This window comes from Intrasporangium sp. DVR (assembly GCF_040365325.1).
In the GTDB taxonomy this organism is placed as follows: Bacteria; Actinomycetota; Actinomycetes; order Actinomycetales; family Dermatophilaceae; genus Intrasporangium.
In genome coordinates this window covers 1-16,208 of record NZ_BAABZW010000007.1, presented here as the reverse complement: position 1 = coordinate 16,208, position 16,208 = coordinate 1, and the positions used below count along the sequence as shown (strand labels likewise).

Here is a 16,208-nt window from a genome sequence, read left to right as displayed (position 1 = left end):
GTCGGTGCCTTCGGCCGGGAGCGAGCCCAGCGGCATACGGCGTGGGTGTGGACGGTTGCCCGCCTCGGGGGACGGGCAACCTTCCACCCTCACATCTGCGCGGGGGACTCCAGGCCCAGCAGGTCGAGCCCCGTCACCATGGTGCGCAGCACGAGCGCGCTGAGCGTCAGCCGTGACTCGCGCAGCTCCGCGGTCTCGGCCTTGAGCACGGGGCAGTTCTCGTAGAACGCCGAGAAGGCCTGCGCCAGCTCGAAGAGGTGGCCGCAGAGCCGGTGCGGCTCGTACTCCGTCCCCACCTCGGTCACCACGTCGGCGAATCCGAGCAGCTGCTGTCCGAGCGCCCGCTCGTGCGGGGTCCCGAGCTCGATCGGAGCGTGCTGGGCTGCGGCGTCGAGCCCGGCCTGCCGGAAGATCGACCGCACCCGCGCGACGACGTACTGGAGGTACGGCCCGGTGTTGCCGGTGAGCGAGACCATCCGGTCGAGGTCGAAGACGTACTCGCTGTTGTGGGCGACCGAGAGGTCGGCGTACTTCACCGCGCCGATGCCGACCTGCCGGGCGATCGTCGCCCGCTCCGCCTCGGGCAGGTCCGGCCGCGTCTCGTCGATCAGGCCGCGCGCCTTGGTGACGGCCTCGTCGAGCAGCGCCATCAGCCGCAGCGACGAACCCGACCTCGTCTTGAGGATCTTGCGGTCCTCGCCGAGGACGTTGCCGATCTGGATGTGCACCGGCGTCACGTCCTCGGGCAGCCAGCCGGCCAGGCGAGCGGTGTCCCACACCATGTTGAGGTGCAGGGCCTGCGGCGCCCCGATGACGTAGAGGACCCGGTGCGCACCGAGGTCGGAGACGCGGTACTTGATCGTCGCGAGATCCGTTGTGGGGTAGCCGTATCCGCCGTCGGACTTGCGGATGATGAGCGGCACCGGCTTGCCCTCGCGACCGGTGTAGCCGTCGAGGAAGACGCAGAGCGCGCCGTCGGAGACCCTCGCGAGACCCTTGGCCTCGAGCTCGTCGCAGACGTCGGCGAGCATGTGGTTGTAGGTCGACTCGCCCGCGAGGTTCTCGTCACCGAGGGTCACCCCGAGGGTCTGGTAGACCTTGTTGAAGTAGACCTTCGACATGCCGACGAGCCGGTGCCAGTGCTCGAGCGTCTCGGGGTCGCCGGCCTGGAGCTTGACGACCCGGGCCCGCGCGCGGATGTCGAAGTCGCCGGCGCTGCCGTCGGGGTCGGCCTGCTCGGCGGCGTCGAACTTCGCCCGGGCCGCCTGGTAGAAGGCGTTGGGGTCGGTGACGAGGAGCTGGGCCTCCGGTGAGTCCTCGCCGACCTCGAGAAGGTGCTCGATGAGCATCCCGAAGGGGGTGCCCCAGTCGCCGATGTGGTTCTGCCGGATGACGTTGTGGCCGAGGTGCTCGAGGGTCCGCGCGAGGGAGTCGCCGACGATCGTCGTGCGCAGGTGCCCGACGTGCATCTCCTTGGCGACGTTGGGCGCGGAGTAGTCGATGGGGATGTTCTGCCGCTCCTCCAGGGGCACGCCGAGCCGCGGGTCGGCGTCGACGTCGGCGAGCAGCGCGGCGAGCCAGGCGTCGCTGAAGGTGACGTTGATGAAGCCCGGTCCGCTGACCTCGACGCGGTCGGCGACGCCGTCGAGGTCGAGCGCCTCGATGATCCTCGCAGCGACGTCCCGCGGCGGCGCGCCGACCTTCTTGGCCAGCGCGAGCGCGGCGTTGACCTGCACGTCGGCGAACTGCGACGGGCGCAGCACCGGGTCGGCCTCGCGGAAGTCGTCACCGAGGGCGGCGGCGATCGCGGTCTGGACCTTGGGCGTGAGCGCGACGAGCGGGGAGACCATGCGGGCCAGTCTAGGAGCGCCGCGCAGGTGCCCGCGTCGCCGTTTCGCCGGGGCCGGCCCAATTCCCGCCGTATGCCGCTGGGCTCGCTCCCAGCCGGGCGTGACCTTCTACGTGGCGGTGGTGCCGAGGTCCGCGGCGGCGAGCACCTGCTGCCACGTCACCCGCTTCGGCGCGGGAGTGTCCCCGAGCGGGAGGGCGGCCAGGGCGCGCCGACGCTCGTCGCCGCGCAGCTCGTCGCCGAACCGGTCGACGAAGATGACCATGCGGGGCCGGGCCACGCCCCCGAGGGTGTCGCGGACCGTCTCGTTGAGGTCGCGGGCGACGGCGGGCAGGTCCTGGTCCGACGCGGTCGACCGCTCGAGGACGACCGCGGCTGCGAGGTAGCGACCGCCCTGCGAGTCCCGGCGCTCGATGACGTCGGCGCGCTCGACGAAGGGGTGGTCGAGGAGGGTCTGGCGCACCTCGCTGATCGAGACGAGCTGTCCGGACAGTGAGACCACCTCGTCGGTGCGGCCGAGGAACTCGAGCCCACCTTCGGCCGTGCGTCGGACCCGGTCGCCCGTCGTGTAGAGACCGGGCCGGTTGGTCCAGTGGTGGTCGGTGGCGGCCGCGACGTCGCCGGTCCCGGGCAGCATCGCCCCGGCCCAGCCCTTGGTCAGCACGAGCTCCCCGGCCTCGCCGTCGGCCACGGGACCACCACTCGGGTCGACGATGGTCGGGTCGACCGACGGCAGGAGGTCGGGGTCGAGGGGCTGGCTGAGGTGGACGATGCCGCCGAGCTCGACCTGGCCCCAGCCGTCCGCGACAACCACCCGTCGGTGGCTGAGGTGGGCCGCCGCCCACTGGCGCAGGTCGGGCTCCGAGGGTTCGGCGTAGAGGACCACTCGACGCAGTGACTCGACGCGGCTCGTCGCGGCGAGGGCAGGCGCCCAGCCGCGCATCGTCCGCAGGACCGACGGGGTCGTCATCATCGTCGTGACCTCGTGGCGGCTCATGATCTCCCAGGCGCGGGCGTGGGTCGGCACGTCGAGCGTGCCCTCGTAGAGCACCGTCGTCACTCCGCGGGCGAGGGGGCCGTAGATGCCGTGTGCCTGGACCGCGAGCCAGGACACGTCGCCCGCGCTCCAGAGGCGCTGGCCCTCCCCGACTCCCCACTCGTGCAGGGCTGCTGCGGTGACAAGACTGTTGGCCAGCCCGTGGGTGACCACGACCGGCCGGCCGCGGCGGTGGGCCTGGCTGATGAGGAACGACGGGTGGTCGCTCGGCAGGTCGACGGGCTCACCGCCGGCGCGGCCGGTGGCTCGGGGCAGGTCGGGGCCGGCGGCTGGATCCGGTGCGGGCGCCGCCGCGCGGACCCTGGACCGACGGCCCCGGGTCCGGTCCGCTGCCACGAGGTCGTGGTACCAGCGGTCCCCTTCGTACCAGGCCACGTCCATGCCCGTGCGTCGGACCACGATGGTGTGCTCGATGCCGGCGACTGCCGTGAGCGCCTCGTCGGCGCGGACCTTGAGGGGTAGCACGGTCCCGTGCCGCCAGGCCCCGTCCTGCGTGAACAGGACTGAGGCGCCGAGGCTCTCGAGGCGGTCGGCGAGGGCCTCGGCCGGCAGCGGAGCGGGCAGGACGGCATGGACGGCGCCGATCCGGGCGCAGGCAAGCATCGCGACGGCCGCCTCCGGGACCAGCCCGAGGTGGAGGGCGACGACGTCGCCGGGCTTGACGCCGATCGAGCGCAGCCCCCTGGCCAGCGTCGAGACCTCGCCGAGGAGCTCTCCGTAGGTGATGACCCGCCGGTCGCCGGGCTCGCCCTCCCAGCTGATAGCCACCCGGTCCGGGTCGACCGCGGCATGACGGTCCACGCAGGTGACCGAGGCGTTCAGACGCCCGCCCGGAAACCAGGTGCCTCGGCCGTCGCGCGGCTCCCACACCGACCGGAAGGGAGACGACCACTCGACGAGGTCTGCGGCCCGGTGCCACGCGGCCTCGTCAGGGGCCCAGATGGCGTCAGGCATGCCCCAGGGTCCTCACGGCGGCTGCCCCGGCGCGGGTCAGGTGCCCGGCAACGGCCTCCACCTCTGGGGCGGAGGCCCCGGGCGCCACGGTGGCGACGAGAGTCGCGAGCGCCGTGCCCTGTCCGTCGACGAGGGGCACGGCCACGTGGCCCGGCGGTCCGAGAGGGTGGCCCTCGACGAGGAGCCACGGCGCCGACGACCACGCGTTTCGCGACGCCTCCGCCTCGCTGCGCTCGCCTTCCGGGCAGAGCTCGAGCATGGCCTTCCACTCGTCGTCGCCCGCGCGCGAGCCGAGGAGCCGGCCGGACGCGGTGGACAGGGCGTTCCGCACGGTGTGCGGCTCCCGGTAGAGCCCGGCGTCCGGCCCGTCGACGCGGTCGATGGTGACGACCGCCGAGCGCACCAGCGTCTGGACGACGACGGTCGAGCGGACGAGGTCGCGCAGCTGGGCGAGGTAAGGGGCGAGGGCGCTGAGAATCGGCAGTCTGGCGAGGTAGCGGTGCGAGAGCCGCACGAGCTCGGGTCCGAGGCTGTAGCGCGACGACCGTGGGTCCTGCTCGACCAGGTCGGCGAGGACGAGGGAGCGCAGCAGCCGGTGGACGGTCGGGACCGACATGCCGGAGCGCTCCGCGAGATCGGTCAGCTGCTGGTAGGCGGGTCCTTCACCGAGCAGCTCGAGGAGGGTGACGGCGTTGCGCACCGTGCCGAGGCTGCCCCTCGAGTCCCGGTCCCCGACCTCCGTTGACGGCACGCGTGTCCTCTTTCATCCGCGGATGGCGCCCCGCGCGTCACCCAGGTCCGGAAAGAGACTGTAACTGTGTGGATAACAATTTCACAAGAAGCCCTTGCACTTTCACATAGTGGAAACCTATTCTCGGCAAGTCCACAGCCAACGAAGGAGAGGACCCCCGAGTGACCATCGGTCTCACCAGGGCGTACCAGCACTCGCTGAGCTCCTCGACCGTTCCCCCCGGTCAGCCCGCCCTCGAGGTCAAGGACGTGGGGCTCCGGTTCGGCGGCGTCCACGCCCTCCAGGACGTCGGCTTCACGGTCACCCAGGGGCACATCCACGCGGTCATCGGCCCCAACGGCGCCGGCAAGTCGAGCCTGCTCAACTGCGTCAGCGGCCTCTACCACCCGCAGCACGGCAGCATCGTGCTCCACACGGGCGTGGAGGGCACGTCGCACGAGCTGACGAAGCTCTCCCCCCACCGGATCGCTCGGCTGGGCGTCGCGCGGTCCTTCCAGAACATCGAGCTCTTCTCGGGTCTCACCGTGCTCGAGAACCTCATGCTCGGCCGCCACATCCACATGAGCAAGAGCGTGCTGGCCTCGCTCCTGTGGTTCGGGCCGGCCCGGCGCCAGGAGATCGAGCACCGCGCCCTCGTCGAAGAGGTCATCGACCTGCTCTCGCTCCAGGCCTTCCGGCACAAGCCCGTCGGCTCGCTCGCCTACGGCATCCAGAAGCGCGTCGAGCTCGGCCGCGCCCTCTGCCTCCAGCCCGCCCTCCTCCTCCTCGACGAGCCGATGGCCGGCATGAACGCCGAGGAGAAGGAGGACATGGCGCGGTACATCCTCGACGTCCACGAGCTCGCTGGGGTCACGGTCGTGCTCATCGAGCACGACATGGCGGTCGTCATGGACATCTCCAACCGCGTCAGCGTCCTCGACTTCGGTCGCCTCATCGCCGACGGGACGCCCGATGAGGTCAAGGCCAACCCCAAGGTCGTCGAGGCGTACCTCGGAGCTGAGGAGCACTGATGGCCAAGGAGCCCACCACGCCGTATGCCGCTGTGCCCGTCTCGGACGAAGTGCGGGCTGCCAACGCGGCGGCGTCCACCACCTTCCCGCGGCTGCTCGCGGGCCTCGCGACGTCCCGGGGGGACGCCACCGCCCTGCAGGAGAAGCGGTACGGCATCTGGCAACCGCTGACCTGGAGCCAGTACTACGACCGCGTCCGCGACTTCGCGCACGGCCTTGCCGCACTCGGTGTCCAGCGCGGGGAGATCGTCGCCGTCCTGGGCGACAACCGGCCCGAGTGGCTCATCGCCGAGCTCGCCGCCCAGAGCATCGGCGCCTCCGTCGTCGGCGTCTACCCGACGAGCATCGGTGAGGAGCTGCACCACATCCTCAGCCACTCCCGGGCCCGGGTGGTCGTCGCCGAGGACCAGGAGCAGGTCGACAAGCTGATCCGGCTGCGCTCCGAGTCCGACGCGGCCCTGCCGATGGAGACCGTCGTCTACTACGACCCGCACGGCCTGGAGGCCTACACCGAGGAGTTCCTCAAGGACTTCACTGCAGTGGAGGCCGGCGGTCGCACGTGGGGCGAGCAGCACCCCGGGTGGCTCGACGAGCAGATCGCGGCCGGGGACCCCGGCGACGTCGCCGTCATCTGCACGACGTCCGGCACGACGTCTCGGCCCAAGCTCGCCGAGCTGTCCCACTCCAACCTGCTGGCCATGGCCGAGCACCTGACCGCGATCGACCCGATCGGGCCCAAGGACCGCTACGTCTCCTTCCTTCCCTTCGCCTGGATCGGCGAGCAGATGCTCGCCGTCGCCTGCGGCCTGTCCAAGGGCCTGACGCTCTCCTTCCCGGAGGACTCCGCGACGCAGAAGACCGACCTGCGGGAGATCGGCCCCAACGTCATGTTCTCGCCGCCGCGGATCTGGGAGTCGATGCTCTCGGAGGTCCAGGTGCGCATCGACGAGGCCGGCCGGCTCAAGCGGGGCGTCTTCGGCTGGGGCTACGCGATCGGCGACCGCGTCGCCGAGCAGCGGATCCACGGCAAGGGCGGCCGCTTCAACCCGCTCCACTGGGTCGCCGACCAGCTCGCGCTGCGCCCGGTCCGCGACCAGCTCGGGCTGGCCAGGATCGACCACGCCTACACCGGTGGCGCGCCGCTCGGGCCGGACGTCTTTCGCTTCTTCCACGCGATCGGGGTCAACCTCAAGCAGATCTACGGCCAGACCGAGATCTGCGGGATCGCCGTCGTCCACCGGGACGACGACATCGCCTTCGCTTCGGTGGGCACGCCCATCCCCGGCACCGAGATCCGCATCAGCGACGACGGGGAGATCCTGCTGCGTTCCGCCTCGGTGTTCCGCGGCTACCACCGCAACCCGGAGGCGACGGCGGAGGCGGTCGATGCCGAGGGCTGGCTGCACACAGGCGACGCGGGCTACCTCGACGACGCCGGCCACCTGGTGGTCATCGACCGCGCCAAGGACGTCCTCACGACGAAGGACGGCACCCGGTTCTCGAGCGCCTTCATCGAGAACAAGCTGAAGTTCTCGCCCTACGTCGAGGAGGCGGTGACCTTCCCGACCGACGACGGCATGACCGCGATGATCACCATCGACCCGATGACGACCGGGTCCTGGGCCGAGCACGAGCGTCTCAGCTACACCACCTACACCGACCTCGCCGGCAAGCAGGAGGTCCGCGACCTCATCGCCGAAGAGGTCCTCCGGTCCAACGAGGACCTGCCCGAGAGCATCCGGATCAAGCGGTTCGTGCTGCTGCACAAGCAGTTCGACCCGGACGACGACGAGATCACCCGCACCCGCAAGGTCCGCCGCAACGTCATCGCCGACCGCTACGGCCAGATCATCGACGCCCTCGCCACCAAGGCCGACGACGTGACCATCCGCAGCCTCGTCACCTACCAGGACGGCACCCAGGTCGAGCGCAACCTCGTCCTCCAGATCGTCGACATGTCCACCTTCCGCGCTCCCGAAGGCCGGGGACGCCGACCCGTCTGGAGCGGCCGCCGATGAACACCTTCATCTCGCTCACCGTCTACGGCCTGTCCGACGGCGCCCTGCTCGCCCTGGCGGCCCTCGGCTTCGTCCTCATCTACAAGGCGACCCGCGTCATCAACTTCGCCCAGGGCGAGTTCCTGCTCGTCGGTGCCTACATGTTCTACACGGCCTTCGTCGTCATGCGGCTGCCGCTCATCCTCGCGGCCGTCTTCGGCGTCCTCGTCGCGATCGTCCTCGGTGTCGTCGTCGAGCGGTTCGTGCTCAGGCCGCTCATCGGCGAACACGCCATCAGCGTCATCATGGTGACGATCGGTCTGTCGGCCGTGCTCAAGGCACTCGTGCAGATCTTCTACGGCACCGCCGTCCGCGAACAGCCGCCGATCCTGCCCACCGGCACGATCATGATCGGCGGGGCGACCGTCCCGCTGAACCGCCTCATCGTCATCGGTGTCGCCGCCATCGTCCTGTTCGCCTTCTCGGCGTTCTTCCAGAAGTCCCGCCACGGCGTCGCGATGCGGGCCGTCGCGGATGACCAGCAGGCGGCCCTGACGATGGGCATCTCGGTCAAGCGCGTGTTCAGCCTGGCCTGGATCCTCGCCGCGATCTCGGCGCTCATCGCCGGTGTGCTCCTCGCCGACCTGTCAGCGGTCGAGCAGGGGATCGCGGCCTTCGGGCTGATGGTGTTCCCGGTCGTCATCCTCGGCGGTCTCGACTCCGTGCCGGGCACGGTCGTCGGCGGCCTGGTCATCGGGCTGCTCAAGCAGTACGTCTCCGGCTACGCAGACCCCGGCCTGGCCGAGGTCGTCCCCTACATCGTCCTGGTGGCCATCCTCATCGTGCGGCCCTACGGCATCTTCGGCGAGACACGGATCGAGAGGGTCTGACCCATGGCGACTGCCACCGGCATCCACCACAGGACCTACCGGTCCGAGCTGCGTCTGCGGCACACGCGGGCCGAGTACTTCCGGCTCGTCCTCATGATCGTGCTGCTCCTCGCGGCGCCCTACATCCTGGACAAGTACTGGCTCGGCATCGCCAACGTCATCCTCATCTCCGTGATCGGGGCGGTCGGCCTCAACATCCTGGTCGGGTTCACCGGCCAGATATCGCTCGGGCAGGGCGGCTTCCTCGCCGTCGGCGCGTTCACCTCGGCGATCATCTCCGATCGGGCCGGCGTGCCCGTGCCGATCAGCATCATCATCGCCGTCGTCATGACCGCGGCGGTCGGCGCCTTCTTCGGCCTCCCGGCCCTCCGGCTCAAGGGCCTCTACCTCGCCATCGCCACCCTGGCGTCGCAGGAGATCATCATGTTCGTCGTCCGGCGCTGGGAGTGGCTGACGGAGGGCAAGGGCTACCTCGAGGTCAACCGCCTGCAGGTGGCCGGCTTCGAGGTCGAGCGGCGCATGTTCGAGGTCCAGTGGTACTGGATCCTCCTCGCACTGGCCGCCCTCGCCGTGGTCGTCGCCCGCAACCTGTTCCGGACCACGATCGGCCGCAGCTTCATGGCCGTGCGGGACCAGGACATCGCCGCCGAGGCCATCGGCGTCAACATCACCCGCGCGAAGGTCACCGCCTTCGCCGTGTCGAGCGGGTTCGTCGGCCTCGCCGGCGCGCTCACCGCCCACTACACGGAGACCGTCACCTGGGAGCGCTTCACCCTCGACGTCTCCGTGCTCTACCTCGCGATGATCATCGTCGGCGGCCTCGGCAGCATCGCCGGCGCGGTCTACGGTGCGATCTTCATGGGCCTGCTCCCGGCCCTGCTCACGGAGCTCGTGGACGTGCTCGGCTCGAGCCTGCCCACCCTGTCCGACCAGCTGCCCGCCCTCAAGAACGCCGTCTTCGGCGTCGCGATCATCGTCTTCCTCCTGGTGGAACCCAGAGGACTCGATCGAATCTGGACCCGGATGAAGGACTACATCCGGTTCTGGCCCTTCCGCTACTAGCGATGGCCTGCCCCTCAAGACCCGTCCACATCCCACGCAGCAGCACCATCCCGCCAGCAGGCGACCGATGAATGGAGAAGAAATGAAGTTCAGCATCCGCATTGCGGCGGTGGCCACCTCGGCAGCCGCGGCACTGGCCCTGTCCGCGTGCGGCGGGGCGGCCACCGACGACGGGCCCGGCGCCGGCGCGTCCGGTGACACCACCCCGATCAAGATCGGCATCATCGCCGACCGCACCGGGGCCACCGGTGACGTCGGCACGCCCTACAACGACGGCATGCTCGGCTACATCGACTGGCTCAACGGCAAGGGCGGGATCAAGGGTCGCCAGATCGACGCCGACAGCAACGACTACGCCTACAAGGTCCCGACGGCCGAGGAGCTCTACAAGAAGTATGTCAACGACGAGGCCGTCGCCATCCAGGGCTGGGGCACCGGCGACTCGGAGGCCCTGCGCACGAAGGTCAGCGCCGACAAGCTCCCCTTCATGTCCGCCTCGTACGCCGAGGCGCTGACGGACCCGAAGGAGTCCCCGTACAACTTCGTCGTCGCCCCGACGTACTCCGACCAGATGCGCGTCGCGCTGAACTGGATCGCCAAGGACGCCGGCGGCCAGGCCGAGGTCGCGGTCTTCCACAACGACAGCCCGTTCGGGCAGGCGCCGGTCGCCGACGGCCAGGCGTGGATCTCGGAGAAGGGCCTCAAGCTGGGGTACAAGGCCTACCCGATGCCCAAGACACCGAACCAGGTCGGCCTGCTCACCCAGGCGAAGTCCCAGGGCGCGAAGTACATCGTCATCCAGAACGTCTCCTCGCCCGCGGCCCAGGTGGCCAAGGACATCAAGGCGCAGGGTCTCGACATGAAGATCGTCTGCCTCAACTGGTGCGCTGACGAGCTGTTCATCAAGACGGCCGGAGCGGACAACGCCGAGGGCCACATCCTCGTCCAGCCGTTCGCGCCGCCGTCGGCCAAGAAGCCCGGCCACGCAGCCATCGACGAGTACCTCAAGTCCAAGGGCTCCTCGCTCGCCGACAAGGGCCTGCACTACGCGCAGGGCTGGTACACGATGGACATCATGGCCAAGGGCATCGAGAAGGCCATCGACGCCGGTGGTGAGCTGACCGGCGAGGCGATCAAGAAGGCCCTCGAGTCCGTCTCGGTCGACACCGGTGGCGTCGTCGGGTCCGGCACGGTTGCCTTCACGGCGGACTCGCACCGCGGCTCCACGGGCACCGGCATCTACCAGGTCAAGGGTGGCGAGATGGTCGAGCTGGCGGCGAACCAGACGCCGGAGTCGTGATCCGATGAGCTCGGTCCACCTGAGCGGGAAGGAGGTGGCCGGCGCCTCGGCGCCGGCCACCGACCTCCTCACGCTCAACAACGTCGAAGTGATCTACGACGACGTCATCCTCGTGCTCCGCGGGCTCTCGCTCGCGGTGCCCGAGGGCAAGATCGTGGCCCTGCTCGGTTCCAACGGGGCCGGCAAGTCGACCACCCTCAAGGCGATCTCCGGGCTGCTCCCGACGGAGCACGGCGAGGTGACCGACGGGTCGATCCTCTTCGGCGGCAAGAACATCACCCACCTCGACGCGGCCGAGCGGGTCAAGCTGGGGCTGTCCCTCTGCATGGAGGGGCGGCACGTCTTCGAGCACCTCACCGTCGAGGAGAACCTCATCTCCGGCGCCTACTTCCGCGGTCGCATCGACACCAAGGCCGACCTCGACGAGGTCTATGCGCTCCTGCCGAAGCTGAGTGACATGCGGGCCCGGATCGCCGGGTACCTCTCGGGTGGCGAGCAGCAGATGCTCGCCATCGGTCGCGCCCTCATGGCCAAGCCCAAGCTGCTCATGCTCGACGAGCCGTCCCTCGGCCTCGCGCCCCTGCTCGTCAAGGAGATCTTCGCCTTCATCAAGCGGGTCAACGAGGAGATGGGCCTGACCGTCCTCGTCATCGAGCAGAACGCCCGGCGCGCCCTCGAGGTCGCCGACCACGGCTACATCATGGAGCAGGGCCGGATCGTCCTGGAGGGCACCGCCCAGGAGCTCCAGGAGAACCCGGACGTCAAGGAGTTCTACCTCGGCCTGGGTGAGTCCGGCGGACGCAAGAGCTTCCGCGACGTCAAGCACTACAAGCGCCGCAAGCGCTGGCTCTGAGAGGGGCTGTCCCGTGTCGCTCGATCGTTCCCCCACGCTCACCGAGGCAGTCGAGGCGTATGCCGCTGGGCTCGCTCCCGCTGTCGGCGACGTCGCGCGGCGGGCTGCGTCAGCCGTGCCGGCCTTCGCCGAGCGCGTCCAGCACGCGGGACTGTCCGCGGACGAGCTGGCGTCGGGCGACCTGACCCGGCTGCCCATCCTCACCAAGGACGACGTCCTCGCCAGGCAGCAGGCGCAGCCGCCCTTCGGGGGGATGCTCGCCGAGGGGGCGACCGTGCGGCGCGTCTTCCAGTCACCCGGTCCGATCTACGAGCCCGAGCTCGACGAGGCGGACCCGTGGCGCTGGGCGCCGGCGCTCGCGGCCGCGGGGATCGGCGCCGGCGACGTCGTGCTCAACTGCTTCGGCTACCACCTGTCCCCCGCCGGCGCGATGTTCGAGGAGGGCTGCCGCACCGTCGGGGCGACCGTGGTCCCCGGCGGCATCGGCAACCAGGACCTGCAGGTCAGGGCGATCGCCGACCTGGGGGTCACCGCCTACGTCGGGCTCCCCAGCTATCTCAAGGCCCTGGTCGACCGGTTCGACGAGCTCGACCTGGGCGCCGAGCGGTGGCGCCTGGACAAGGCGCTCGTCACGGCGGAGCCGCTGCCCGACTCGCTCCGCTCCCTGCTCCAGCAGCGGGTGAGCACTGTGCTCATGTCCTACGGGACTGCGGAGGTCGGCCTGATCGGCTACGAGACCGCGCCGGGCAGTGGCCTGCTGCCTGCGCCCGGCGTGCACGTGGAGGTCTGTGACCTCGCCTCCGGGGCGCCGGTCGCCGAGGGCGAGGGCCAGGTCGTCGTCACGCTCGAGCGGCCGGACTACCCGCTCATCCGGTTCGGCACCGGCGACCTGTCTGCGTGGACCACCGGGGACGACGGGTCCGCCCGGCTCGCCGGAGTGCTCGGCCGCGTCGGCGAGGCGGTCAAGGTCAAGGGCATGTTCCTCCATCCGCGGCAGGCCGCGTCGGTGATGAACGGCCTGCCCGGGGTCGCGGCGTGGCGCTTCGTCATCGACCGCGTCAACCACAAGGACGAGCTGACCTGCGAGGTCGTGCTCGATGACTCGGTCGGCGCAGCTGACGAAGTTGTCGAACAGGTGCGTGCCTCGGTGCGGTCAGGACTGCGCTTCGCGGCGGACGTCCGCCCGGTCGACGCGCTGCCCGAGGGCGACGCGGGCCGCCTCGTCGACGCCCGCACCTGGGACTGACCCCCACACCAGATCGAAAGAGCAGTTCGCGACACCAGATCGAAAGAGCAGTTCGCGACACCAGATCGAAAGAGCAGTTCGCGACACCGCTCCGTCGGGAGGTTCCCTCCGCTGGGACGTGTCGCGAACTGCTCTTTCGATCGTTTGGGTGGCTGGGCTACTGGGCGGCCGGGTTGAACCCGGCGCGGCGGGCTGCTTCCTCGTTGAAGAACCAGACGTCGGGCTCGCGGTCGTCATAGCCCGCAGCGCCCGGCGCGAGGAAGGTGCTCGAGTCGCGGTAGCCCTTCACTGCGTGCCCGAGCGGCTGGGCGCCATCGTCGAGCGGCGCGGCCGAACCGATCCCGAAGCCGCCGTCCCGGACCTCGTCGAACTCCGAGATACGGCGCTCTCGCGCCGGGGACGGGCTGCTCGCCGGCTCCTCGGCAGGCTCTTCGCCCGGCTCCGGCTCGTCGAAAGGTGGCACCTCTGAACCGGCCGGCTCAGGAGCGGGCTCGGCGTCAGTGCGGTGGGCGTCCCCCGGGCCGGTCGCGGTCGACGCGGCTTCAGTGGAACGGGACTCGCCCTCGTCAGTGTCGCCCTCGTCGGTGTCGCCCTCATCAGTGCCGGCCACGTCGTCGAGCAGCGGCGCGTCATCGGAGTGCTCGATGGGGCCCGGGTTCGAAGCGGGTGCCACGCCCTCCTCGGCCGAGGGCGTCTCCTCGGGCTCCTCGCCGTGGCCAGCGGGAGCGGCAGGCTCTTGTGCCGTGCCGCTCGTGGAGCTCGAGCTGGTGCTCGCCGGCTCGGTCAGGTCAGTCGACCAGGGCTGCCCGCGATGGTCACCCGGGTCGTCGCTCGGGGTGCCGCCACCGACGACGACATCGTCACGGTCCTCCAGCGCGGGGACCTCGACCTGGTCGACCGTCATCGGGTCAGCCGCCAGCTGTTCGCGGAAGGCCGGCGACTCGGCGCCGGTGCCTGCGCGGGTGCCCGGGGTGAAGGCATCGTCGTCCGGCCCGTTGATCCAGTCGGCTGACTCGCTCTCCGCCGCCGCTGAGGCGTCGATCTCCTGTTGGTCCACGTCCTCGACCGGGCTGTTCACCCAGTCCGCGTCCTCGTTCGCCATCGCCTCGTCCTCTCGCGCGGGGGTCGTGCTCGCAGGAGTGGTACCCGCCATGGGCGCAGCTGCAACAGGGGCGGCTTCGGCGTCCTCATCGTCCGGGCCGTTGATCCAGTCCTCAGCGGCTGTCTCCTCGGCGGCTGAGGCGGCCAGCTCCTCGTCGTCGATGTCCTCGACCGGGCTGTTGACCCAGTCGGGGTCCTCCCCCTCACCTCGCGGATCGCCCGGCGCCGAGACGTCCGACTCTGACACCAGTTCCGCATCCGGCTGCGACCCACCTTGTCCTGCAAAGGGGTTCTCCGCGTCCGCGAGATCGGGCTCGTCCTCCTCCTCGGTGAAGGGCCGGGGACCGCCAGGGCGGTCGGTCGCGGCGTCCGCTGCACCGGCGGTCCCCAGCGCCACGCCCGCAGCCACCGAGCCGGGTGCGCCACCGGGCCGACCGAAGGCTCCACGCTCCTGGGCCGGTTGCCCGTCGCCGTCGAGCCGATGACCGGACCGGTCGACCCGGTAGCCCTCGTCATCGGTGCGCACGTCGGGGTCGAGACGGTCGGCCTCTCGCACCAGCGTCTCGCGCTCGTGTCGTGCGGCCTCGGCCGTGGCGCGTTCCTGTTGAGCCAGACGCTCAAGACGCGCCGCCTCGGCCGCCTTGGCCTCAGCCTCGGCGCGGGCGTCCTCCGCGATCGAGCCGACCACGGAGGCGCGGTCCTCCACGGCCTGGACCTGGGCGCTCTGTTGCTCCGCTCGGGCCCGGAGGGCGGCCGCATCGGCGCGTTGCCGTGCTTCGACCTTTCGGCGTCTCGATGACGAGACCAGCAACCAGATGACCAGTGCAACGACGACCAGCACAAGGACGATCCACAGGATCGTCTGCATGTTCTCCGGCATGCCAAACCCCTTCAGGTGACGGTTCGAGTCGAACCTCCTCCGGAGAACCTACTGCGCACAGGACGCCCGGCGTGGGAGCCGAACGTCCCTCTTTGGGGGCTGTCTCCTGTCCGGACCGGTGTGCAGGGATCGGGTCAGGACCCCGATCGCTGCACACTCCCCCCGGTTCAGCGCGCCGGACCGGCCGGCTTGGCGAGCGGGATGTTCGCGGGGCCGTCGGCCGGCCCGTTCCCGGGATGCTCCCGGCCACGGCGGGCGGTGTAGAGCGCTGCGACGACGAGCAGGCCACCGACGACGAGCAGACTCACGGCAGCCGCCACCACGCTGGGGAACCACTCATAGATGAGGTTCGGCAGGGCGAAGAGCAGCCCGACCGAGCCGATGCCGAGGATGATCAGGTCGCGCTGGTAGAGGGCGACGCCGACCAACCCGGCTGACGCGAGTACCGCCCAGATCGGCCCGGACCCGCCGACGACGTACAGCTGGCTGCCCACGAAGACGATGGCCGCCCCGACGACCATGGCAGCGCGCTGCGGTCTGATGGCGGAGACCCAGCCCAGCGCCAGCCAAGCGGCTCCGACCGCGAGGACTGCGCCGATCACGGCATCGAACGACACCGAGAGGAGGCTCACCAGCAGTCCCGCCGTCACGGCGGTTCCGGCCGCTGCCACGCCGAGCTGGAGGCCGGTCGGCCGCCAGATCCAGAGGGCGAGCGCGTAGAGGGTGGCGACCAGGAAGATCAGGGACGGGACATACCTGTCATCCGTCTGCATGACGTCGTAGAAGAGGATGGCCGCCACCCCGATGAGGGCGACCACGCTGAGGGCCCAGAGGACCGCACGGAGCCTGGTCCCGACGTTGTCGAGGCCGTGAGGCACGAGGGCGCCGGCGACGAGGAACGCGACAGCGACGAGCAGGACAACCACCAGCCGGGTCCCGGCACTGATCGACGGCCAGAACTGGGAGACGATGAGGAAGGTGCCGACGAGCAGGATGGTGCCGCCGAGGTAGCCGAGTGCCTCGGTGACGAGCGAGGGGCCCCTCCGGGCCGCCGACGACTCGCTCGGCCCCGTGTCCGGGACGGTCTCGGGCGCGCCCTCGGCGAGGGCTCGCAAGCGGTCCGCCTGCTCCCCCGTGATCACCCCCTGAGCGACTCCCCGGGTGAGAACGAACTCGAGTGCGACGGCCATCTTGGGCCTCCTCAACTGCGGGCTGACCCGCTAGGGCGTGTCTCCCTTATGTGCGTAGCCAGGTGAGG

General features: G+C 70.3%; 12 protein-coding genes. 7 read left to right on the top strand and 5 right to left on the bottom strand.

Annotated elements, in window-relative coordinates:
- Positions 1-89: 89 nt before the first annotated feature.
- From argS to ABWV20_RS08135, 3 genes are all read right to left on the bottom strand, one after another.
- Positions 90-1,850, bottom strand: a complete 1,761-nt coding sequence (gene argS / locus ABWV20_RS08145) for an arginine--tRNA ligase (RefSeq protein WP_353354434.1) — start codon at positions 1,848-1,850, stop codon at positions 90-92.
- A gap of 108 nt (positions 1,851-1,958) precedes the next feature.
- Positions 1,959-3,860, bottom strand: coding sequence for an AMP-binding protein (locus ABWV20_RS08140; protein ID WP_353354432.1), 1,902 nt, complete (start codon positions 3,858-3,860; stop codon positions 1,959-1,961).
- Complete coding sequence (locus ABWV20_RS08135; RefSeq protein ID WP_353354431.1) at positions 3,853-4,611, bottom strand: IclR family transcriptional regulator; 759 nt, start codon at positions 4,609-4,611, stop codon at positions 3,853-3,855. Before ABWV20_RS08135 ends, ABWV20_RS08140 begins: the two co-directional genes overlap by 8 nt.
- A 161-nt stretch (positions 4,612-4,772) precedes the next feature.
- Here ABWV20_RS08135 and ABWV20_RS08130 point away from each other — a divergent pair, with 161 nt between their 5' ends.
- From ABWV20_RS08130 to ABWV20_RS08100, 7 genes are all read left to right on the top strand, one after another.
- Entirely contained in the window at positions 4,773-5,621 is an 849-nt protein-coding gene (locus ABWV20_RS08130) for an ABC transporter ATP-binding protein (protein WP_353354430.1), read from the top strand.
- The gene (locus ABWV20_RS08125) at positions 5,621-7,639 is read left to right on the top strand and encodes an AMP-binding protein (protein ID WP_353354429.1); all 2,019 of its coding nucleotides are present in this window, start codon (positions 5,621-5,623) and stop codon (positions 7,637-7,639) included. The genes ABWV20_RS08130 and ABWV20_RS08125 overlap by 1 nt, the downstream gene beginning before the upstream one ends.
- Positions 7,636-8,508 (top strand): branched-chain amino acid ABC transporter permease, encoded by an 873-nt coding sequence (locus ABWV20_RS08120; RefSeq protein WP_353354427.1) that lies wholly within the window; start codon positions 7,636-7,638, stop codon positions 8,506-8,508. Before ABWV20_RS08125 ends, ABWV20_RS08120 begins: the two co-directional genes overlap by 4 nt.
- Positions 8,509-8,511: 3 nt before the next feature.
- Positions 8,512-9,570, top strand: a complete 1,059-nt coding sequence (locus ABWV20_RS08115; protein WP_353354426.1) for a branched-chain amino acid ABC transporter permease — start codon at positions 8,512-8,514, stop codon at positions 9,568-9,570.
- Positions 9,571-9,652: 82 nt separating this feature from the next.
- Entirely contained in the window at positions 9,653-10,870 is a 1,218-nt protein-coding gene (locus ABWV20_RS08110; RefSeq protein WP_353354425.1) for an ABC transporter substrate-binding protein, read from the top strand.
- A 4-nt stretch (positions 10,871-10,874) separates the two neighbouring features.
- A complete protein-coding gene (locus ABWV20_RS08105; RefSeq protein ID WP_353354424.1) occupies positions 10,875-11,723 on the top strand; it encodes an ABC transporter ATP-binding protein in 849 nt (282 codons plus the stop codon).
- 13 nt (positions 11,724-11,736) lie between these two features.
- Positions 11,737-12,969 (top strand): phenylacetate--CoA ligase family protein, encoded by a 1,233-nt coding sequence (locus ABWV20_RS08100; protein WP_353354423.1) that lies wholly within the window; start codon positions 11,737-11,739, stop codon positions 12,967-12,969.
- Positions 12,970-13,126: 157 nt separating this feature from the next.
- On the opposite strand, the gene ABWV20_RS08095 is transcribed toward ABWV20_RS08100, so the two are convergent.
- Positions 13,127-14,950 carry a sunset domain-containing protein gene (locus ABWV20_RS08095; protein ID WP_353354422.1) on the bottom strand — a complete coding sequence of 608 codons (1,824 nt, stop codon included), beginning with the start codon at positions 14,948-14,950 and terminating at the stop codon, positions 13,127-13,129.
- Positions 14,951-15,117: 167 nt separating this feature from the next.
- Positions 15,118-16,140 carry a DUF2157 domain-containing protein gene (locus ABWV20_RS08090; RefSeq protein WP_353354421.1) on the bottom strand — a complete coding sequence of 341 codons (1,023 nt, stop codon included), beginning with the start codon at positions 16,138-16,140 and terminating at the stop codon, positions 15,118-15,120.
- Positions 16,141-16,208 lie beyond the last annotated feature (68 nt).

What these genes read in the sequence shown, in the direction of transcription:
- ABWV20_RS08125 (WP_353354429.1), top strand. Translation starts at nt 5,621, where the DNA reads ATGGCCAAGGAGCCCACCACGCCGTATGCCGCTGTGCCCGTCTCGGAC.
- ABWV20_RS08105 (WP_353354424.1), top strand. Translation starts at nt 10,875, where the DNA reads ATGAGCTCGGTCCACCTGAGCGGGAAGGAGGTGGCCGGCGCCTCGGCG.
- ABWV20_RS08095 (WP_353354422.1), bottom strand. Translation starts at nt 14,950, where the DNA reads ATGCCGGAGAACATGCAGACGATCCTGTGGATCGTCCTTGTGCTGGTC.
- ABWV20_RS08120 (WP_353354427.1), top strand. Translation starts at nt 7,636, where the DNA reads ATGAACACCTTCATCTCGCTCACCGTCTACGGCCTGTCCGACGGCGCC.
- ABWV20_RS08115 (WP_353354426.1), top strand. Translation starts at nt 8,512, where the DNA reads ATGGCGACTGCCACCGGCATCCACCACAGGACCTACCGGTCCGAGCTG.
- ABWV20_RS08090 (WP_353354421.1), bottom strand. Translation starts at nt 16,140, where the DNA reads ATGGCCGTCGCACTCGAGTTCGTTCTCACCCGGGGAGTCGCTCAGGGG.
- ABWV20_RS08140 (WP_353354432.1), bottom strand. Translation starts at nt 3,860, where the DNA reads ATGCCTGACGCCATCTGGGCCCCTGACGAGGCCGCGTGGCACCGGGCC.
- argS (WP_353354434.1), bottom strand. Translation starts at nt 1,850, where the DNA reads ATGGTCTCCCCGCTCGTCGCGCTCACGCCCAAGGTCCAGACCGCGATC.
- ABWV20_RS08110 (WP_353354425.1), top strand. Translation starts at nt 9,653, where the DNA reads ATGAAGTTCAGCATCCGCATTGCGGCGGTGGCCACCTCGGCAGCCGCG.